The organism is Nonomuraea sp. NPDC001831, from assembly GCF_042892035.1.
Taxonomy (GTDB): Bacteria; Actinomycetota; Actinomycetes; order Streptosporangiales; family Streptosporangiaceae; genus Nonomuraea.
Window position 1 is genome coordinate 233,123 of record NZ_JBIATU010000008.1, and the last position, 19,096, is coordinate 252,218.

17 protein-coding genes are annotated in these 19,096 nt (G+C 72.3%); 6 read left to right on the forward strand and 11 right to left on the reverse strand.

Translation table 11 applies throughout. The features are described from left to right. Positions 1 to 3 precede the first annotated feature (3 nt). The 6 genes from ACFYYW_RS26385 to ACFYYW_RS26410 all read right to left on the reverse strand — a co-directional run bounded on the left by ACFYYW_RS26385 (position 4) and on the right by ACFYYW_RS26410 (position 7,688). Positions 4 to 1,902 (reverse strand): helix-turn-helix domain-containing protein, encoded by a 1,899-nt coding sequence (locus tag ACFYYW_RS26385; protein WP_387652371.1) that lies wholly within the window; start codon positions 1,900 to 1,902, stop codon positions 4 to 6. Next, positions 1,902 to 2,654 carry a 3-hydroxybutyrate dehydrogenase gene (locus ACFYYW_RS26390; RefSeq protein WP_387652373.1) on the reverse strand — a complete coding sequence of 251 codons (753 nt, stop codon included), beginning with the start codon at positions 2,652 to 2,654 and terminating at the stop codon, positions 1,902 to 1,904. Before ACFYYW_RS26390 ends, ACFYYW_RS26385 begins: the two co-directional genes overlap by 1 nt. Before the next feature lie 75 nt (positions 2,655 to 2,729). Beyond that, positions 2,730 to 4,127: a class II fumarate hydratase gene (locus ACFYYW_RS26395; RefSeq protein WP_387652375.1), complete on the reverse strand. Its 1,398-nt coding sequence runs from the start codon at positions 4,125 to 4,127 to the stop codon at positions 2,730 to 2,732. Positions 4,128 to 4,214: 87 nt separating this feature from the next. Continuing rightward, positions 4,215 to 5,864: a protein kinase gene (locus tag ACFYYW_RS26400; protein WP_387652377.1), complete on the reverse strand. Its 1,650-nt coding sequence runs from the start codon at positions 5,862 to 5,864 to the stop codon at positions 4,215 to 4,217. 35 nt (positions 5,865 to 5,899) lie between these two features. Continuing rightward, positions 5,900 to 7,009 (reverse strand): serine/threonine-protein kinase, encoded by a 1,110-nt coding sequence (locus ACFYYW_RS26405; RefSeq protein ID WP_352330692.1) that lies wholly within the window; start codon positions 7,007 to 7,009, stop codon positions 5,900 to 5,902. Between the two features lie 70 nt (positions 7,010 to 7,079). Further along, entirely contained in the window at positions 7,080 to 7,688 is a 609-nt protein-coding gene (locus ACFYYW_RS26410) for a superoxide dismutase (protein ID WP_352330694.1), read from the reverse strand. Positions 7,689 to 8,028: 340 nt separating this feature from the next. Here ACFYYW_RS26410 and ACFYYW_RS26415 point away from each other — a divergent pair, with 340 nt between their 5' ends. Continuing rightward, complete coding sequence (locus tag ACFYYW_RS26415) at positions 8,029 to 8,700, forward strand: CHAP domain-containing protein (RefSeq protein ID WP_364392561.1); 672 nt, start codon at positions 8,029 to 8,031, stop codon at positions 8,698 to 8,700. 463 nt (positions 8,701 to 9,163) lie between these two features. Next, on the forward strand, positions 9,164 to 9,352 hold the full coding sequence (locus tag ACFYYW_RS26420; protein WP_352327892.1) for a DUF5999 family protein: 189 nt from the start codon (positions 9,164 to 9,166) through the stop codon (positions 9,350 to 9,352). 97 nt (positions 9,353 to 9,449) lie between these two features. On the opposite strand, the gene ACFYYW_RS26425 is transcribed toward ACFYYW_RS26420, so the two are convergent. Further along, positions 9,450 to 11,099, reverse strand: coding sequence for a fumarate hydratase (locus tag ACFYYW_RS26425; RefSeq protein WP_352327890.1), 1,650 nt, complete (start codon positions 11,097 to 11,099; stop codon positions 9,450 to 9,452). Between the two features lie 31 nt (positions 11,100 to 11,130). Then, a complete protein-coding gene (locus tag ACFYYW_RS26430) occupies positions 11,131 to 11,997 on the reverse strand; it encodes a DMT family transporter (RefSeq protein ID WP_387652380.1) in 867 nt (288 codons plus the stop codon). 68 nt (positions 11,998 to 12,065) lie between these two features. Here ACFYYW_RS26430 and ACFYYW_RS26435 point away from each other — a divergent pair, with 68 nt between their 5' ends. Next, a complete protein-coding gene (locus ACFYYW_RS26435) occupies positions 12,066 to 13,442 on the forward strand; it encodes a PLP-dependent aminotransferase family protein (RefSeq protein ID WP_387652382.1) in 1,377 nt (458 codons plus the stop codon). Between the two features lie 25 nt (positions 13,443 to 13,467). Beyond that, positions 13,468 to 14,406, forward strand: coding sequence for a Gfo/Idh/MocA family oxidoreductase (locus ACFYYW_RS26440; RefSeq protein WP_387652384.1), 939 nt, complete (start codon positions 13,468 to 13,470; stop codon positions 14,404 to 14,406). A gap of 13 nt (positions 14,407 to 14,419) precedes the next feature. Here the strand turns inward: ACFYYW_RS26440 and ACFYYW_RS26445 are convergent, their stop codons facing one another. Next, positions 14,420 to 15,583, reverse strand: a complete 1,164-nt coding sequence (locus ACFYYW_RS26445; RefSeq protein WP_387652386.1) for an MFS transporter — start codon at positions 15,581 to 15,583, stop codon at positions 14,420 to 14,422. 105 nt (positions 15,584 to 15,688) lie between these two features. On the opposite strand from ACFYYW_RS26445, the gene ACFYYW_RS26450 reads away from it, so the two are divergent. Beyond that, on the forward strand, positions 15,689 to 16,306 hold the full coding sequence (locus ACFYYW_RS26450) for a TetR/AcrR family transcriptional regulator (protein ID WP_387652388.1): 618 nt from the start codon (positions 15,689 to 15,691) through the stop codon (positions 16,304 to 16,306). On the opposite strand, the gene ACFYYW_RS26455 is transcribed toward ACFYYW_RS26450, so the two are convergent. Beyond that, positions 16,281 to 16,943 (reverse strand): DUF998 domain-containing protein, encoded by a 663-nt coding sequence (locus ACFYYW_RS26455; protein ID WP_387652390.1) that lies wholly within the window; start codon positions 16,941 to 16,943, stop codon positions 16,281 to 16,283. The two genes, ACFYYW_RS26450 and ACFYYW_RS26455, sit on opposite strands and share 26 nt — an antisense overlap. 214 nt (positions 16,944 to 17,157) lie before the next feature. Between ACFYYW_RS26455 and ACFYYW_RS26460 the strand changes: the two genes are divergently transcribed. After that, entirely contained in the window at positions 17,158 to 17,808 is a 651-nt protein-coding gene (locus ACFYYW_RS26460; RefSeq protein WP_352325443.1) for a DUF1707 domain-containing protein, read from the forward strand. 6 nt (positions 17,809 to 17,814) lie between these two features. On the opposite strand, the gene glpX is transcribed toward ACFYYW_RS26460, so the two are convergent. Beyond that, complete coding sequence (glpX, locus tag ACFYYW_RS26465) at positions 17,815 to 18,849, reverse strand: class II fructose-bisphosphatase (RefSeq protein WP_352325444.1); 1,035 nt, start codon at positions 18,847 to 18,849, stop codon at positions 17,815 to 17,817. Positions 18,850 to 19,096: the final 247 nt, after the last annotated feature.

Sequence of the window (19,096 nt, forward strand, 5' to 3'; positions counted from 1 at the left end):
CACTTATATGGGGCCGGGACCCACAGTCTGCGGGGAGGATGTGTGGCCGAGCCGGTGCAGGCGGAGGGCGAGCTGGATCTCCAGCGCGCGCTCGGGCTCCAGCCAGCCGTCGCCCAGCAGCTTGCCGATCCGGTCGAGGCGCTGGGTGACGGTGTTGACGTGGATGTGCATGGCCTCGGCCGTACGGGAGGGTGAGCCGCCCGTGCCGAAGTAGGCCGACAGGGTGTCGGTCAGCGCGGTGCCGCGGCGGGCGTCGTAGTCGATCACCGCGCCGACCACGCGGCCGACGAAGCCGCGCACGTCGCGGCCGTCGCCCACGAGCAGCCCGACGAAGCCCAGCTCGGCGGGGCTCGCGCCGTCACCGGCCCGGCCGAGCGCGAGCAGCGCCTCGGCGCACCGCCGCGCCTCCTGGTACGCCTCCGCGACGTCCCGGCCGCCCGGCGGGCCGCCGGGCGCGGCTTCGGGGAGGCGGGCCGGGGAGGCGCCCGCCGTCGCCGGGCTGTGCAGGGACGCGCTCAGCTCGGCCGCCACCCGCTGGGCCAGACCGCCCGCGTCCACGCCCGGCAGCAGCAGCACCACCTCGTCGCCGCGCCCCGCCGCCAGCCCGTGCCGGACCGTGGCGTGCGAGGAGGCCCAGAACGCCGCCCGCTCCCGCTGGCCGCCGTGCCTGGCCACCACCACGACGTGCGGCGCCCGCAGGTCCACGCCCAGCCGCCGGGCCCGGTCGGCCAGGCCGGGCGAGTCCGGCCGCGAGATCAGGTCCTCCAGCAGCTCGCCCCTGACCCGGCCCTCGGCCTCGGCCACGCTCCGCCTGAACAGCAGCAGCAGCGCGCACACCAGCGCCGCCCGCTCCAGGATGCGCTCGTCGGCGTCGTCGCTGCGCAGGACGAGCGTGCACAACGGCTCGCCGCCGACGTCCACCGACGCGATCAGCTGGTCGCCCCTGCGCACGGTACGCCCCAGCGCCCTGGACGCCTGCGCCGCCTCGAACACCCCCGCGTCCAGCTCGCCCACGTCGCCCGTGATCGGGCGGCCCAGGTCGTCGAGCACGGCCAGCGACCCGCCGAGCACCTCGGTCACCACGGCGGCGACGTCCTCGATGCCGCCGCCGCGCAGCACCAGCGAGGTCATCCGGTCGTGGGCCAGCGCGGCCCGCTCGACGGCCTCGCCGTGCGCCCGGGCGGTGCGGTGGGCCTGGGACAGCTCCTCCAGGGCGTTCCTGGTCTCCTGCAGCAGCCGGGCGTTGTCGATCGCGACGGCGGCGTGCGCGGCCAGGCTCGCCAGCAGCGAGACCTCCTCCTGGTGGAAGGGCCTGGCGCTGCGGTTGGCCGCCATCAGCACGCCGATCACCCGCTGGCCCAGCCGCAGCGGCACCCCCAGGATCGCGACCAGGCCCTCCTCCTTGACGGCCTCGTCGATGTGGCCCTTGTGCCGGAACCTGGCGTCGGCGAAGTAGTCGGCGGTCGCGTACGGGGTGGCCGTCTGCGCCACCAGCCCGCCCAGCCCGGCGCCCATGGCCAGCCTGAGCGCCCGGAACTTGGCCGAGATCGACCCGTCGGTGACCCGCATGTACGTGTCGCCCTGCTCGGGGTCGTGCAACGTCATGTACGCGATGTCGGTCGCCAGCAACTGCCTGGCCCGGTGGACGATGGCTTCGAGCACGGCGTCGAGGTCGCGCAGCGCGGCCAGGTCGCCGGCGGTGTCGTAGAGCGCCGACAGCTCGGCCTCGCGCCTGGCCCGCCGCCTGAGCAGCGCCCTGACCTTCAGCGCCTGGATCTTGGCCTGCTCCAGCTCCTCGATCGTGGCCGGATCGGCGCCCTGCGCCCTGGCCTCCACGATCGGCCCCTCGAACTCGACCGCCGACGCCTCCCGCGCCAAAAGCTCCAGAAAGTGGGTGGTCACTAGTGAGCCGTCCAGCCGCCGTCTACGGGGAGGGAGGTGCCGGTGATGAAGGAGCCGTGGGGGCCGCAGAGGTAGGCGACCAGTTCGGCGACCTCCTCCGGCTCGATCAGCCGCTTGATGGCGGCCGGCTGGAGCATGACGTTCTCGACGACCTCGTCGCTGCCGATGCCGTGCACCCGGGCCTGGTCCTCGATCTGCGCCTCGACCAGCGCCGTGCGCACGTACGCCGGGCACACGCAGTTGGACGTCACCCCGTGGGCCGCCCCCTCCAGCGCGACCACCTTGGAGAACCCCTCCAGCGCGTGCTTGGCCGTCGTGTACGCCGACTTGTACGGCGAGGCCCGCAACCCGTGCACCGACGACATGTTCACGAACCGCCCCCACCCCCGGGCGTACATGCCGGGCAGCACCCGCCGCGCGATCAGGAACGGCGCCTCCACCATCACCCGCATCATGGTGGAGAACACCTCCGGCGGGAAGTCCTCGACCGGCGCCACGTGCTGGAACCCGGCGTTGTTCACCACGATGTCCACCGGCTCGTCAGGCAGCGACGCCGCGAAGGCCGGATCGCTCAGATCGGCCACCACCGCGACCCCGCCGACCTCCGCGGCCACCTTCCCGGCCGCCTCGCCCTGCCTGTCGACCACCAGGACCTTGGCCCCCGCGGCGGCCAGTCGCCGGGCGCAGGCGGCGCCGATGCCGCCCCCAGCCCCCGTCACCAGCGCGGTCCGCCCAGTAAGCTCCTTCGCCATACCCGAAACCCTAGGCGCTGGCCGCGCCGGGACGCATGGGTGCGGCCGACATAGATCCGAGCCCGCCTATGTGGATCACCCCTCCGCCGGCGGCCGGGTCATGGACAGCACGTCGAGGGCGGCGTCGAGCTGTTCCTCGGTCAGCGTGCCGTCGGCGACGTGGCCGCGTTCGACGACGACCTCCCGAATGGTCCTGCGCTCGGCCAGCGCCTGCTTGGCTATCTTGGCCGCCTCCTCGTAGCCGACGTGCCTGTTGAGCGGGGTGACGATCGAGGGGGAGGACTCGGCGTACTCGCGCAGGCGCTCGACGTTGGCCGTGATGCCGGCCACGCAGCGGTCGGCCAGCAGCCTGGACACGTTCGCCAGCAGCCTGATCGACTCCAGGATGTTGCGGGCGATGACCGGCAGCTGCACGTTCAGCTCGAAGCTGCCCGACGCCCCGGCGAAGGTGATCGCCGCGTCGTTGCCGATGACCTGGGCCGCGACCATGGCCGTGGCCTCCGGGACCACCGGGTTGACCTTGCCCGGCATGATGGACGAGCCCGGCTGCAGGTCCGGCAGGTTGATCTCGCCGAGCCCGGCGCGCGGGCCCGAGCCCATCCAGCGCAGGTCGTTCGCGATCTTGTTGAGCGACACGGCCACCACCTTGAGCTGCCCGGACAGCTCCACGATGGAGTCCTGGGCGCTCTGGGCCTCGAAGTGGTCGGCGGCCTCGCGGAAGGGGATGCCGGTCGCCTCGGCCAGCTTCGTGATCGCCCGTTGCGCGAAGCCGGGCGGGGTGTTGATGCCCGTGCCGACCGCCGTCCCGCCCAGGGGCAGTTCCAGTACGTGGTTCAGCGCCGTGCGCACGCGGGTGCCGCCGTGGTCGATCTGGGCGGCGTACCCGCCGAACTCCTGCCCGAGAGTCACCGGCGTGGCGTCCATCAGGTGGGTCCGGCCCGACTTGACCACCTGCGCGAACTCGGCCTCCTTGGCGTGCAGCGTGTCGGCCAGGTGGGTGAGCGAGGGCAGCAGGTGGAAGGTCACCTCGATCGCGGCGGCCACGTGGATCGAGGTCGGGAAGACGTCGTTGGAGGACTGGGAGGCGTTCACGTGGTCGTTGGGGTGCACGGGCCGTCCCAGTCGCTCCTCGGCCAGCGTCGCGATCACCTCGTTGGCGTTCATGTTGGACGAGGTGCCGGAGCCGGTCTGGAAGACGTCGATGGGGAAGTGGGCGTCGTGCTCGTTGTCGGCGACGTCCGCGGCGGCCTGCGCGACCGCCTCGGCCAGATCCTTGTCGATCACGCCCAGCTCGCCGTTGACCTCGGCGGCGACCGCCTTGATCAGGCCGAGCGCGGCGATGTGGGACGGTTCGAGCGGCCGCCCCGAGACCGGGAAGTTCTCCACCGCCCGCTGGGTCTGGGCCCGCCACCGCGCTCCCGCCGGCACCCGGACCTCGCCCATCGAGTCATGTTCGATTCTGAACTCGCTCATGACTCCAGTCTGTCCCACGGCCGGGCGATCAGTCCGGGGCCGGCCCGCCCCGGGCGGGGACGGGCCGTCGTACCGGGAAAGGCTCGCTCAGCTGGAGATGAGCGCCACGATGAGGACGGCGATCACGACCGCGGCCGCCGCCGCCACGGCCATCAGCACGAGCATGCCGTTGCGGTTGCCCGCCTGCGGCTTCTCGGGCGGCCCCGCGATGGCGAACAGGTCGGTCCCGAGGCCCTGGCCCTGGTGCGGGCCACCGGCGGGCGGCACCGGCCGGCCCTGTCCAGGCCCGCCCTGCTGCGGGCCGCCCTGTCCCGGGCCCTGCTGTCCTGCGCCCTGCTGTCCTGCGCCCTGCGGTGCCGGGCCCTGCTGCCGCGCGGCGTGCGGCGGTTGCTGCGCCGGCGGGTAGACCTGGTGGCCGGGGGAACCGCTCCGCGGCGCGGCGATGTGCCTGGTCGTGACGGTCCCCTCGTCGTCGGGGCGCTGCGGCGGACGGCCGCCGCCCTGCTCGGGCGCCGGAGGGAACGGCCCCTTGGGGCGCATGACGCTGACGGTCTGGTCGGGGTCGAAGCCGCTCTCGTCGCCGGCGTCAGCCGCCTGCGGCGGCTGCGCGGGACGCGCGGCCTGCGGCGGCCGGCCCGGTGCGGTGCTCTGCGGCATCGTCGGCGCCCCCAGCGGGCTCCGCGCGGCCTCCTGCGGCCCGGAAGGCCCCTGCGGCTCTGAGGGCCGCGCCCCGGCGGGACGCGTCGGCTGCGGGCCCGGGACGGGCGGCGCACCGGCCCCGTACGCCTCCTGAGCCCCTGAGGGGCGCCCCTGAGGGCCGGCGGGACGCCGTGGGCCGGAGTCGGTGAAGGGGTCGGGCAACGCGGCCTCCTGGGCCATCAGGGCTTCCGCCGTGAGCGCCGGCATCTCGCTCGTGGGCGTGTCGGCGACCATCCGCATGAGGGTCTCCGCCTTGGCGGCGCTGAGCCGCTGCCGGTAGTCCTTGTTGAGCAGCCCGTTCAGCACCGGCCGCAGCCGCCCGGCCTGCGTGGGCGGGTCGGCGCTCTCGCTGAGCAGCGCCGCCAGCGTCTCGGCGATCGTGGCCCGCTCGTACGCCGGCCGCCCCTCGACCGCGAAGTACAGCGTCGCGCCCAGCGACCAGATGTCGGACTCGGGCCCGGTGTACTCGCCCCTGGCGCGTTCCGGCGCCGTGTACCCGGGCGAGCCGATGACCATGCCCGTCTTGGTGAGCCGGGAGTCGCCCTCGGCCTTGGCGATGCCGAAGTCCGTCAGGACCACCCGGCCGCTCTCGGTGATGAGCACGTTGCCCGGCTTGACGTCACGGTGCGTGATGCCCTGGGAGTGCGCGGCGCGCAGCGCGCCGAGCAGGTCGACGCCGATCTCGGCCACGAGCCGGGGCGGCAGCGGGCCCTCCTCCTCGATCACCTGCTCCAGGGAGCGCGCCTCGATGAGCTCCATGATGATCCAGGGGCTGTCGTCCTGGATGAGCACGTCGTGGATGGCGGCGACGGACGGGTGGTTGATCCGCGAGGCGAGGCGGCCCTCGCGGACCATGCGCTCGCGCAGCTCGGCCCGCTGGTCCTCGGTGAGCCCCTGGTCCTGGCGGATCTCTTTGACCGCCACCTCGCGCCCGAGCGCGCGGTCGCGGGCGCGCCACACGGTCCCCATCGTGCCCCGGCCGAGCGGGGCGATGAGCTCGTAGCGCTCCGCGAGCAGGCGTGTCTGCTGTTCCGGCATGAGAAGAAGATATCGATTCTCGCTTGGGAAGTGCTTTACCCTCGCTTGCGAAGTTCTCTTGGCCAGAACCGCCGAGGAAGGAACAACTTTATCACCGCCGCCTTGAAACGGACATAAGTAGACGGGCTCGGACGTGGGTCGACCCGCTTGCGGTGGACGCCCTCACCCGGCCTGCGCTCCTGGCGCGGCGGCGGGACCGACAGCGCGGCGGCGGCGGCCTCCGCCCTGTGCAGCCCGCGGTGCGCGGACCTGCGCGCGAAAGGGGGCGAGGTGACCACGGGAACCGGGCGTACGGGCCGGCGCGGGGCCAGCGGCTCCTCCGCCGAGCCGCCCGCGGCCACCCGGGCCAGCATGAGCGAGGCCCGTACGGAGTCGAGCCGGGTCTGTGGATCGATCCTGAGCAGCGCGTCGAGCACGGGCGCCAGCGGGCCCGCCTTGCTCATCGGGATCGGCTCGCCGCTGGTCAGCGCGGCCAGCGCGGCGGCGGCCGTACGGCGGCCGTGCAGCCCCCGGCCCTCGACGGCGGTGTAGAGGGTCGCGCCGAGCGACCACAGATCGCCCGCGGGGCTGGCCTTGGAGCCGAGAACCCGTTCGGGGGCGATGTAACCGGCCGAGCCGAGCACGATGCCGGCCTGGGTGATGGAGACGTCGCCTTCGAGCGCGGCCAGGCCGAAGTCGGTGAGCACCGCGCGGTCCTCGGTCACCAGGACGTTGCTGGGCTTCACGTCGCGGTGGAGGATGCCCTTGGCGTGGACGGCCCGCAGCGCGCCGAGGATCTGCCGGCCGATCTCGGCGGCCCGGCGCGGAGGGAGCGGTCCGTGCTCCTGGATGAGCTGCTCCAGGGACTTGGCCCGGAGCAGCTCCATCACGATCCAGGGACGGTCGTCCTCGGTCACGACGTCGAACACGGTGATGACCGACGGATGGGCCACCATCGCGGTCGCCCTGCCCTCGCGCTCGGTGCGGGCGCACAACTCCGCGCGCAGCTCCTCGTCGAGGACGGTGGGCAGCCGTACTTCCTTCACCGCCACGTCGCGGTCGAGCAACTCGTCATGCGCCCGCCAAACGGTGCCCATGCCGCCGCGACCAACCGGCTCCACAAGCCGATAGCGCGCGGCGAGAAGGTAACCGGAGGGCGCACGCATGCCAGGCAGCTTACCTATTTGTGTAAACCGACCAGTAGAGGCGGGGCCGATAAATTGTTGCGAACTTAAGTCAACCCGCCTGACTCGTTACGTCAGCGAACCTCCGGGCCACATCTGCCCAGTTGACGAGGCCCCACAGTTTCTCGACGTAGTCCGGACGCACGTTGCGGTACTGCAGATAGTAAGCGTGCTCCCACGCGTCGAACACGAGAAGCGGCGTGGTGTTCATTCCGACGTTGCCGTGGTGGTCGTAGATCTGCTCGACCACCAGCCTGCGGCTCAGCGGCTCCCAGGCCAGCACGCCCCACCCCGAGCCCTGGACCGACGCCGTGGCCGTGGTGAGCTGCTTCTGGAACGCCTCGAACGTGCCGAAATGCTCGTCGATGGCGGCCCTGAGCGCGCCGTCGGGGCGGTCGCCGCCGTCGGGGGAGAGGTTCTCCCAGAAGATCGAGTGCAGCACGTGGCCGGACAGGTTGAAGGCGAAGGTCTTCTCCAGGCCCACCAGGCCGGCGAAGTCGCCGCCGTCGCGGGCCTCGGCCAGGCGGTCGAGCGTGTCGTTGGCGCCCTTGACGTAGGCCGCGTGGTGCTTGGCGTGGTGCAGCTCCAGGATCTCGCCGGTGATGGCGGGCTCCAGCGCGCCGTAGTCGTACGGCATGTCGGGAAGGGTGTAGTCGCCCATGGGGCCGTCCTCTCGAAGTAGATCTCTGGAGGACACTATTGCAAGTAGTTCGCAAGTGCATCAGACTTGCGACCTAGGTCTCGCCTTGGCATCGTGGCGGGAGTCAGTTAGGTCCAGTTTGTGCGCGGACGGCATGAGCCGTCCGCGCACAGGCGTCCTGTGGGGATTTCTTGGGGTGGGAATTACCCAGGTCAGGGCGCTGTTGTACCTGTTTGTACGCGACGGCAGGGCAGCCGTGTCGAGGCGCCCCCGCAGATCTGTCGTCATCACCCATCGCAGGATTCACACCTGTGACCCGCCGTGCCTCATGCGCGGACGGTGAGCAAAGGAGCACCCCCCGATGGCCAAGCACGCCATGATGACCACGTCCCACATCGCCAAGCTCGCCCTCGGCGCGACCATCGCCGCGAGCGCACTCGGCGCCACTGCCGCCGTCAGCGCCGCGACCGCGCACCGGACCGACGCCCAGGCCGCCGCGCAGCAGTCGGCCGCGCAGGGTTCGGCCCAGGGCCGGGTGAACGTCACCGCCGCCCAGGTGCTGGCCACGGCCCGCGCCCAGGTCGGCACCTCCGAGGACGCCAACGGCGGCGGCACCAAGTTCCAGAAGTGGTACGCCGACTCCCAGCGCGCCGCCGAGACCGTCGCCCGCGACGGCGGCAGCCGCCAGGACTACCTGAACGCCGCCTGGTGCTCGATGTTCGTCTCCTGGGTCGGCGAGCAGACCGGCGCCCGCCCGCAGGTCGGCTGGGACGCCTACACCGTGACCCACGCCAAGTGGTTCGCCGCCAACGACCGCTGGGGCACCGAGGCCAGGCCGGGCGCCGTCGTCTTCTTCTCCTGGAGCGGCAGCAAGAGCCTGAACGACATCCAGCACGTCGGCTTCGTCGTCAAGGACAACGGCGACGGCACGATCTCCACGATCGAGGGCAACACCGGCAACGGCAAGGTCGAGGAGCGCGTCCGGCCGACCTCGCAGGTCGTCGGCTACGGTTACCCGTCCTACGCCGCCTGACACATCGACACAGCGCGCATTCCTGTCCGGGATGCGCGCTTTGTTGTATTACCGCACGTCAGAGCAAGTGTGACGCTCGGCACACCTCTCTCCCCGATAAATGTGCATGATGCCTAGTAGGGCACTTTCCCGCGTACGGCAGGCTGATTGACAGGAACCATGGCACGCCGTCAGCAAGTTGTAAGGGTGCCGAAAGGGGACGGGGGCATGGTTAGGACATGAGACCAGGCGAGAACCCGCGAGCAGCTGAAACTGTCGGTGCCGGCCCCGAGACTGGGTAGGACGCCGACGTTCCACCACTGACGACAGAAGTTGAAGGACGTGATGGAGATGCGCCAGACACAGGTTCGCCGCCGGCCGAGGAAGCCGGTCGGCGCCACCCTGGACCTTCGCACGCCGTCGGGGCGACAGTTGCCCTTTTGACCATCAGGAAGCAGGAGCGCCATCTGAGAGGTGCGCGATGATGTGCAGTCACTTTCCCGTATGCCCCAGTGCGGACTCGCCCGACCGTGAGCGTTCGCACGTGATCTCGGCCCATCCTGACCAGGGCTGGAGCCTCCTCTGCAACGGCGTGGTGCTGTTCGAGGACACGGGTCTGCTCCTGCCTGACGGCAGCGTCGTCGCCCCCCACCGAGCCCCCGTCGCCGCCTGAGACGCCCGAGACGCCCGAGACGCCCGAGGGCGACCCCCCGTCGTCCGGTGCCGAGGGGCTTCGACCGCCGCCCGGCACCCTTCGACGCGCTCGGGCCCTACCTGCGCCCGATGCTCAGCACCGGCCCGGTGCGGTCGGTGAAGAAGTCGTCGCCCTTGTCGTCGACGACGATGAAGGCGGGGAAGTCCTCGACCTCGATCTTCCACACCGCCTCCATGCCCAGCTCGGGGTATTCGAGCACCTCCACCTTCCTGATGCAGTCCTGGGCCAGCCGCGCGGCCGGGCCGCCGATGGAGCCCAGGTAGAAGCCGCCGTACTTCTGGCACGCCTCGGTGACCTGCCTGGACCTGTTGCCCTTGGCCAGCATGACCATCGAGCCGCCCGCCGCCTGGAAGCGCTCGACGTAGGAGTCCATGCGGCCGGCCGTGGTGGGGCCGAACGAGCCGGAGGCGTAACCCTCGGGGGTCTTGGCCGGGCCGGCGTAGTAGACCGCGTGGTCCTTGAGGTACTGGGGCATCTCGCCGCCGTCGTCGAGCAGCTCGGCGATCTTGGCGTGCGCGATGTCGCGGGCGACGACGAGCGGGCCGCTGAGGGAGAGCCGCGTCTTGACGGGGTACTTCGTCAGCTCGGCCAGGATCTCCGGCATCGGCCTGTTGAGGTCGATGCGGACGACGTCGTCGGACAGGTGCTCGTCGGTGGTCTCCGGCAGGAAGCGGGCCGGGTCGGTCTCCAGCTTCTCCAGGAACACGCCCTCGGCCGTGATCTTGGCCAGCGCCTGGCGGTCGGCCGAGCACGACACCGCGATGGCCACCGGGCAGGACGCGCCGTGCCGGGGCAGGCGGATCACGCGCACGTCGTGGCAGAAGTACTTGCCGCCGAACTGGGCGCCGATGCCGAGCTTCTGCGTCAGCTCGAAGACCTTGGCCTCCAGCTCCAGGTCGCGGAAGCCGTGCCCGGAGGGCGAGCCCTCGGTGGGGATGGAGTCGAGGTAGCGGGCGCTGGCGTACTTGGCGGTCTTGAGCGCGAACTCGGCGGAGGTGCCGCCCACCACCACGGCCAGGTGGTACGGCGGGCAGGCCGCGGTGCCCAGCGAGCGGATCTTCTCCTCCAGGAAGGCCAGCATGCGCTTCTCGTTGAGCACCGCCTTGGTCTCCTGGTAGAGGAACGACTTGTTGGCCGAGCCACCGCCCTTGGCCATGAACAGCAGCTTGTACTCGTCGGCGTGGCCGTGGGGGTCCTCGGCGTAGAGCTCGATCTGGGCGGGCAGGTTGTTGCCGGTGTTCTTCTCCTCCCACATGGTCAGCGGGGCCATCTGGGAGTAGCGCAGGTTGAGCTTGGTGTAGGCGTCGTAGACGCCCTTCGAGATGTGCTCGGCGTCGCGGCCGTCGGTCAGCACGTGGCGGCCGCGCTTGCCCATGACGATGGCGGTGCCGGTGTCCTGGCACATCGGCAGCACGCCGCCGGCCGAGATCGAGGCGTTCTTCAGCAGGTCGAGGGCGACGAACCGGTCGTTCCCGCTGGACTCGGGGTCGTCGACGATCTTGCGCAGCTGCGCCAGGTGCGACGTGCGCAGGAAGTGGGAGATGTCGTGGACCGCGGTCTCGGTGAGCAGCCGCAGGGCCTCGGGGTCGACCTCAAGGAACGTACGCCCGGCCGCTTCGACCTTCCGCACCCCCTCCGACGTGATCAGCCGGTACTCGGTCTCATCGGCGCCCAGGGGAAGCAGATCGGTGTAGTCGAAGTCCATGTCCATAGAGGGTACGCCCCCCGTCAGGTGGTCATCCCGGGGCCGGCACGGGCTCCGGCGAGCGCCGCGCGGTGAGCCCCACCAGGATGCCGACGATCACCAGCCCGGCCCCCGCCAGGTCGTAGACGCTCGGCGTCGCGATGCCGAGCACGAGCCCCGTCACGATCGCGCCGACCGGGATGAGCCCGGCGAACAGCCCGGCCGTCCCTGGGCCGAGCCTGGGCAGCGAGGTGTACCAGAGGAAGAAGGCCATGACCGTGACCACGACCGCCAGGTACGCGAAGCCCAGCGTCTCGGCCGCGGTCGGCGTCCTGAACATGGCGGAGCCCTCCTGGACCAGGCCGACCACGGCCAGCATCGGCACGGCCAGCGCCGTCGAGTACGCCGACACCCGGATCGCCCCCAGCTTGGGCAGCAGGGGGATGGCCAGCATGGAGAAGCTCACCTCGCCTGCCAGCGCCCCGAGCGCCCACAGCAGGCCGGTCGGGTTCCCGCTGCCCAGGCCGGTCGCCAGCGTCGCGCCGGCCACCACCACCGACGCCCCCACCAGCAGGCGCGGCGCCGGACGCCCGCCGGCCAGCGCCAGCGCCAGCGGCACGGTGCCGAGCACGGTGCCCACCAGCGCCGGCCCCGAGGCCCGGGTGGACTCGACGACGCAGACGTTGAAGACCACCAGCCCGAGCAGGGTGAGCCCGCCCAGGTACAGGGTCTCGCGCCCGGTCAGCCGGACGAACCGCAGGCCGAGCGCCCTGGTGACGACCAGCAGGATGACCGCGGCGGCGAGGTAGCGCACGGCCTGGCCGCCGTACACGGGATAGGAGCCGATCAGGCCGGACACTCCGGCCAGGGTGCCCACCAGGAACATGGCGGTGGCGGCTCCGGCGATTCCGTTTCTCATGGGCAGGATCGTAGGGAGACAATGGTTCGCATAAACAGACCAATGGGCCGCTATATGACAGGACCAATATGGCTGACCTGCACATCCAGATCAATCGGGATGCGGGAGGGATCGCTGGGCAGATCGCGGCCGAGCTGCGCGAGGGCGTGCGTCTCGGGCGGCTGGCGCCCGGCACGCGCCTGCCCGCCACCCGCGACCTCGCCGCCGACCTCCAGGTCTCCAGGGGCGTGGTGGTGGAGGCGTACGAGCAGCTCGTGGCCGAGGGGTTCCTGGTCTCGCGGGTGGGGGCCGGGACCGAGGTGGCCCCGCTGGGCGCCGTCCGGTCCGCGCGTCCCTGGCCGGTGGCCGACGGCGGCGTCTGCGGGCCGTACCACGGGCATCGGGCCACGTCCCCCGACCTGGGGCACTTCCCCCGGGAGCGGTGGTCGTCGGCCGTGCGGCACGTGCTGGCCACCGTGCCGTCCGACGCGCTCGACTACGGCGATCCCGGCGGCGTCCCGGAGCTGCGCGAGGAGCTGGCCGGTTACCTGCGGCGGGTCAGGGCGGCCGACGTCCATCCCGACAACCTGGTCGTGGTGGGCGGCGTGGCGCAGGGGCTGAGCCTGGCGCTGCACGTCCTGGCCCGGCGCGGCGGCCTGCGCCTGATCGTCGAGGACCCCACCAGCCGCCGCCAGGTCCCGCTGCTGGAACGGGCCGGGGCCCGCCTGGTGCCGGTGCCCGTGGGCTGCGAGGGCCTGATCGCCGGGGCCATGGACGGCGACGCGGCGCTGGTCACGCCCGCACACCAGTACCCGACGGGCGTCGTGCTCTCCCCGGCCAGGCGGGCCGCGCTCATGGAGTGGGCCTGCGCGGGCGACCGGACGGTCCTGGAGGACGACTACGACGCCGAGTTCCGCTACGACCGCGACCCGGTCGGCTGCCTCCAGGGGCTGGCCCCCGACCGGGTGATCCTGACCGGCAGCGTCAGCAAGTCGCTCGCCCCCGGCCTCCGGCTCGGCTGGGTCGCCGCGCCCGCCCACCTGGCCGAGGCGATCCGCCGCGCCCGGAGCGAGCTCGACCTGGGCTCCCCGGTCATCGAGCAGTACGCGCTGGCCCACTTCCTGCGCACCGGCGGCTACGACAAACACCTGCGGCGCATGCGCAGGGAGTACCGCCGCCGCCGGGACGCCCTGGTCAGGGCGCTGGCCGAGGAGCTGCCGGAGATCCGCGTCCGGGGCATCCAGGCCGGGCTGCACGTCTACCTCGACCTGCCGGACGGCTGGGACGAGCTCGCGGTCGTCCGCGCGGCCGAGGGCGTCGGACTGGCCGCCGAGCCGGTCGCGCCGATGCGGTTCTCGCCCGGCCCGCCGGCGGTCGTGGTGGGGTTCGCCCGGCTGCCGGTGCATCAGGCGGCGGAGGCCGTACAAGGCTTAAAAGTCCGTATGTCTGGACATATCATGCACTGAGACGGAAAGCGGCACTGGAGGCGGCATGCGGGCAGGACTGCTGGGCCTGGGCCGGATCGGCGCGTTCCACGCGGCGAACCTGGCCGCGCATCCCCTGGTCGACGAGCTGATCGTGGCCGACCCGGTCAGGACCTCGCCGTACGGCAGGCCGGGGGATCCGTTCGAGGCCGACGTCGTGGTCATCGCCACGCCGACGAGCACGCACGCCGAGCTGCTGATCAGGGCGTGCGAGCGAGGCGTCCCCGTCCTGTGCGAGAAGCCGGTGGCGGGCACGGTGGCCGAGACGCTCAAGGTGCTGGAGGCGAGCGCGGGCCGGCGGGTGTTCGTCGGGTTCCAGCGCAGGTTCGACCCCGGCTACCGGGCCGCCCGCGCCGCGCTGCGGGCCGGCGAGCTGGGCGAGCTGCACCGCGTCCACCTGGTGACGGCCGATCCCGCGCCGCCGCCGGCCGCGTACGTCCCGCTGTCCGGCGGCCTGTTCCGCGACTGCCACGTCCACGACTTCGACGTCCTGCGGTGGGTGACCGGGCGCGAGGTCGTGTCCGTCCACGCCGTCGGCGCGAACCGGGGGGCGGCGTTCTTCGGGGAGGCCGGCGACGTGGACAACAGCGCCGCGCTGCTCACCCTCGACGACGGCACGCTGGCCACGCTCCAGGGCTCCCGCTACAACGGCGCCGGATACGACGTGCGCATGGAGCTGGCCGGCACGAAGGGCACCCAGGTGGCCGGGCTCGGCCCGCGCGCCCCGCTGCGCAGCGCCGAGGGCCTGCAGCCGCCCGGCCCGCCCTGGCCCGACTTCGTCGCCAGGTTCGGCCCGGCCTACGCGGCCGAGCTCGACGCCTTCCTGCGCGACGGCGAGGGCCTGTGCTCGGTCGAGGACGCCCTGGCCGCCCTGTACGTCGCCGAGGCCGCCGACCTGTCGCTGCGCGAGTCGCGTCCCGTCCAGGTCGCCGAGGTGCGCGGCTGAGGAGGCTCGCGGGTCACGCCTGCGCGGCGGCCCGCCTGGGCGCGAAGCCCGGCGCGAGCGCGATGATCACGCCCGCCAGCAGCAGCGGCGCGACGAACGCCACCCGCCAGTCCGCGGCGTCGGCGATGCCGCCGATCAGCGCGGCCCCCACGATGAAGCCCACGTAGTTGAAGAGGTTCACCCGGGCGATGGCCACCCCGGTGCCCGCCGGGTCCAGCTTGCCCGCCGCCGAGAACGACTGCGGCGCGACCACCGACAACCCCAGCCCGGTCAGCCCGAACGCGACGATCGCCAGCGGCTGGTTCGGGGCCACCACGACGCCGAGGAAGCCCAGCGTGGCCAGCGCGCCGCCGAGCCGGACGATGGCGGCCGGGCCGTAGCGGCGGACCGCGACGTCGCCGCCGAGCCGCACGGCCAGCGTCGCGCCCTGGTAGACGCTGTAGGCCAGCTTCGCCACGCTGTCCTGGGCCAGCAGGGCCTTGCCCATGAAGACGGTCGCGAAGTTCGACACCGCCGCGTCGCCGATGTAGAGGAAGCCCATCGCCAGGCACAGCGGGATGATCGGCCGCCAGGGGAACTTGCCGGTCGCGGCCTCGACGACGTTCTCGACCTTCTCCTCGGCGATCGTGCACAGCTTCGGCCCGGCGTAGAGCGAGCCGGCCACCGCCAGGACCATGGGGATCGCCATCGTGACCGCCAGCGAGACCCGGCCGGCCAGGAACACCGCCCACAGGGCCCCCGCCAGGCTGAGGACGCTCCACACGCTGTGGAAGCCGTTCAGCACGGCGGTGCCGTACCGGCGTTCGACGGCCACGCCCTGCATGTTCATGCCCGCGTCCACCGCGCCGACCGCGAGGCCGAACAGCAGCAGGGCGGGCACGGCCAGCGGCACCGAGGGCGCGAGGCCGGTGAGCACCACGGCGAGCGCCACCGCGGGCTGCGCGACCCGCAGGAGCAGCTTGCTGCCGTACCGGGCGGCGAACGTGCCCGCGCCGACGCTGCCCACGCCGGCGAAGACGGGCACGATCAGCAGCAGGAGCGTGAGCGCCCCGTCGGTGAGCTCCAGCTCGGTCTGGAGGCTGGCCACCTGGACGAGCAGGGTGGCGAAGGAGAGGCCCTGCACGCCGTACACGACGTACGTGGCGGTACGGGCCTGGCGATCACGCGGGGACGGCACGACGGCCTCCTGATCGGGGGGGAATCAAACGTGAGGCGGAGTCAGGTTAGCGGCTGGTCAGGGCCGTACGCCAGCGTCAGATCCGGCGCCGGATAGGGTGCCTGGGTGAAACGGGGCTATGCGACCGGCGAGGCGCGCAAGGAGCGCATCCTGGCGGTCGCGCTGCTGGAGTTCGCCGAGCACGGCTACCGCGGCGCCTCGCTGGCCCGCATCGCCGAGCGGGTCGAGCTCTCCCAGGCCGGGCTGCTCCACCACTTCCGGAGCAAAGAACGTCTGCTCCTCGCGGTGCTCGACCACCGCGACGAGCTCGACCGCCGCAGGTTCGGGCCGGGGCGCGACGGCCCCGACGGCCACGACGGCGGCGGCGGCGTCGCCGCGCTGCGCGCGCTGGCCGACGTCGTCGACCACAACGCGCGGGTGCCGGGCCTCGTCCAGCTCTTCTCGGTGATCAGCGGCGAGGCGGTGACCCCGGGCCACCCCGGCCACGAGTGGGCCAGGCGGCGCTACCGGCGGCTGCGCGCCGACGTGGCCGCCGCGCTGCGCGCGGGCGCCGAACGCGGCGAGTTCCGGGCCGGTCTCGACGCCGAGGCCCACGCCGACCGCCTGATCGCGATGATGGACGGCCTGCAGACCCAGTGGCTGATCGACCCCGGCCAGGTGGACATGGCGGCCGTCTTCCGCGGTTACGTGGAGGACCTCATCGCCGCTCTACGGCCCGGCTGACCGCCCGCACGGGCTCGGCGTCCGCCAGCCGCCCGGCCGCCCACACCCCGAGGGCCAGCAACGCGGCCACCTCGGTCACCGCCAGCCCCCGTTCGACCAGGCCGAGGGGCACGACCCGGTACCACGGCAGCCCGTGGCCGGCGCCGATCAGCACCGCCGCGCCGATGCCCGCGACCCACAGCGCCGAGCACACCCCCAGCCCGAACGCCACCGTCGCCGGCCTGCTGCGCTCCCGCTGCCGCCAGGGCCGGGCGATGACCAGCGCGGCGAGCGGCAGGCTGAGGAAGGCCACGAAGCTGCCGACCCGGTGGATGCTGCCGCTCGTGCTCGGCCCGACCGCCCAGTCGTGCTTCTGGAACGAGGCCGTCAGCAGCAGCCCCACGCTCCAGGCCATGAGCGCGACCGTGCCGACCGCCCCGGCCAGCCGCTTGCGCGCCAGCGAGACGCCGATGGCCGCCGACCCGGCCGCGAGCAGCCCCACGGCGAGCCCGAAGATCCACCCGTCGGGGCCGAGACCGTGCTCGCTGATCGTGCGCCTGAACGGGTTCGTCCCGTCGAGGCTGGTCAGCTCCAGGCCCACGATCACGGCGATGCCCACCCCCGCCGCCCCGAGCCCCCATCGCGCCGGTTGATGCACGCCCGCCTCCCGAGGATCAGCCGTCAGAAGCCTGTCGCGTGGATCAACGGCGGAAAACGCCGGACGATTCCGGCGTACCGCCACCGGCACGCCGAGGCGAACGGAGAGCCAGGTCGGGAGATCGGCGCGTTGCTCGGGCGGATTCGCCGATGTGCGCCCTGTTGGTCCGTTCTTGGGCGAGCGAATACCCGGGCCGCCGGATATCGTCAGAAGTGTGAACGAACGCGCGGGATCGTGGTTGCCGAAGCTGCAGGAAGTCGGAGAGCGGCTTGCTGAGGAGTTCGTGACGTCCCGGCGCGCACCGGCCGCGTCCGGCCTGCCGCAGCCGCACGAGCTGCGCGCCTCCGACGCCGACCGCGAACGCATCGCGCAGGTGCTCCAGGACGCCCACGCCGACGGCCGGCTCGACCTCGTCGAGCTGGAGGAGCGGCTCGGCGTCGTCTACTCCGCGCGCACGCTCGGCGACCTCGCCGGGCTCACCGCCGACCTGCTCCCGGCCGAGGAGCAGCCGCTGAACCTCGACGGCCGGCCGGTGTCGGCCATCTTCAAGAAGGAGCAGCGCGGCGGGCGCTGGGTGGTGCCCGCCGAGCTCGACGTCACGGCCATGTTCGGCACGACCAAGCTGGACTTCCGCGACGCGATCCTGCAGAACAGCCGGATCGTCATCAACGCCACCCTGGTCTTCGGCGGCCTGGAGATCCACGTGCCGGAGGACCTTGAGGTGATCAGGGTCGCCAAGGGCGAGACCGTCCGCCTCACCAGGCAGCCGGTCGAGCCCGGCGGGCCCGTGGTCGAGGTGCGCACCACGAACTTCGCCGGCGACATCAAGGTCAAGGAACCGCCCAGACGCCGACGCCGCCGCTGAGGCGGGTCAGCCGGCCGTGTCGAAGTTGATCGCGCTGTAGGCGCGCAGCTTCCAGAGCTGGTGCTCGCTCTCGATCTTCCTGATGGTCCCCGACCGGCCGCGCATCACCAGCGAGCTGGTCACCGCCGCGCCCGACCTGAACCGCACGCCCTGCATCAGCTCGCCCTGGGTGATGCCGGTCGCGGCGAAGAACACGTCGTCCGACCTGACCAGGTCGTTCGTGGTGAGCACCTGGCTGAGGTCGTGCCCGGCGTCGACGGCCTTGGCGCGCTCGGCGTCGTCGCGCGGCCACAGCCGGCCCTGGATCACGCCGCCCAGGCACTTGAGCGCGCACGCGGCCACGATGCCCTCGGGCGTGCCGCCGATGCCCAGCATCAGGTCGATGCCGGTGCCCGCGCGGGCCGCCATGATCGCGCCGGCCACGTCGCCGTCGACGATGAACTTGATCCGCGCGCCCGTCTCCCTGATCTCCTTGACCAGCTTCTCGTGCCGCGGCCGGTCCAGCACGACCACCGTGACGTCGGACGGCGAGCAGTGCTTGGCCCTGGCCACGGCGTTGATGTTGTCGGCCACCGACGCCTCGATGTTCACCACGTCGGCCGCCTCCGGCCCGGTGACCAGCTTCTCCATGTAGAACACCGCGGACGGGTCGTACATCGAGCCGCGCTCGCTCACCGCGATCACCGACACCGCGTCCGGCATGCCGAGCGCCGTCAGCCTGGTCCCGTCGATCGGGTCCACCGCCACGTCGCAGTCGGGGCCGCTGCCGTCGCCGACGCGCTCGCCGTTGTACAACATCGGGGCGTGGTCCTTCTCGCCCTCCCCGATGACCACCACGCCGTTCATCGACACCGTGTTGATCAGCTGGCGCATGGCGTTGACCGCCGCGCCGTCGGCGCCGTTCTTGTCGCCGCGGCCCACCCAGCGGGCCGCGGCCATGGCGGCCGCCTCCGTCACGCGTACCAGCTCCATCGCCAGGTTGCGGTCGGGGGCGTGCTCGCCCGTCGCGAGCGCTGCCGGTACCGACGTCTGATCGGACATGATGAGCCTCCTCGTTGAGAACTCTCTCGATCGTAGTTGCCGGTCTATTCCCGGTCAGAGGGGGATAATCTGCCCAGTCCGGCTCAGCCCTCTGCGCAAGGGCCGCCACGCGATGGTCAGGGACCGGCGAAAAGGGATATCTATATGGGTGCCCCGCATGACGGAGACCGGATTTTGCGCCATATCGCGTGCGCGTAGGAGATCTCGCCTCCACCATGGACATGCGCCCCCGCCGTGGAGGAGATCG

Bases quoted from the DNA above. Each gene is read 5' to 3' on its own strand.
- ACFYYW_RS26430 (WP_387652380.1), bottom strand. From the start codon at position 11,997: ATGAGAAACGGAATCGCCGGAGCCGCCACCGCCATGTTCCTGGTGGGC.
- ACFYYW_RS26400 (WP_387652377.1), bottom strand. From the start codon at position 5,864: ATGCCGGAACAGCAGACACGCCTGCTCGCGGAGCGCTACGAGCTCATC.
- ACFYYW_RS26420 (WP_352327892.1), top strand. From the start codon at position 9,164: ATGTGCAGTCACTTTCCCGTATGCCCCAGTGCGGACTCGCCCGACCGT.
- ACFYYW_RS26410 (WP_352330694.1), bottom strand. From the start codon at position 7,688: ATGGGCGACTACACCCTTCCCGACATGCCGTACGACTACGGCGCGCTG.
- ACFYYW_RS26390 (WP_387652373.1), bottom strand. From the start codon at position 2,654: ATGGCGAAGGAGCTTACTGGGCGGACCGCGCTGGTGACGGGGGCTGGG.
- ACFYYW_RS26395 (WP_387652375.1), bottom strand. From the start codon at position 4,127: ATGAGCGAGTTCAGAATCGAACATGACTCGATGGGCGAGGTCCGGGTG.
- ACFYYW_RS26440 (WP_387652384.1), top strand. From the start codon at position 13,468: ATGCGGGCAGGACTGCTGGGCCTGGGCCGGATCGGCGCGTTCCACGCG.
- ACFYYW_RS26405 (WP_352330692.1), bottom strand. From the start codon at position 7,009: ATGCGTGCGCCCTCCGGTTACCTTCTCGCCGCGCGCTATCGGCTTGTG.
- glpX (WP_352325444.1), bottom strand. From the start codon at position 18,849: ATGTCCGATCAGACGTCGGTACCGGCAGCGCTCGCGACGGGCGAGCAC.
- ACFYYW_RS26415 (WP_364392561.1), top strand. From the start codon at position 8,029: ATGGCCAAGCACGCCATGATGACCACGTCCCACATCGCCAAGCTCGCC.
- ACFYYW_RS26435 (WP_387652382.1), top strand. From the start codon at position 12,066: ATGGCTGACCTGCACATCCAGATCAATCGGGATGCGGGAGGGATCGCT.
- ACFYYW_RS26425 (WP_352327890.1), bottom strand. From the start codon at position 11,099: ATGGACTTCGACTACACCGATCTGCTTCCCCTGGGCGCCGATGAGACC.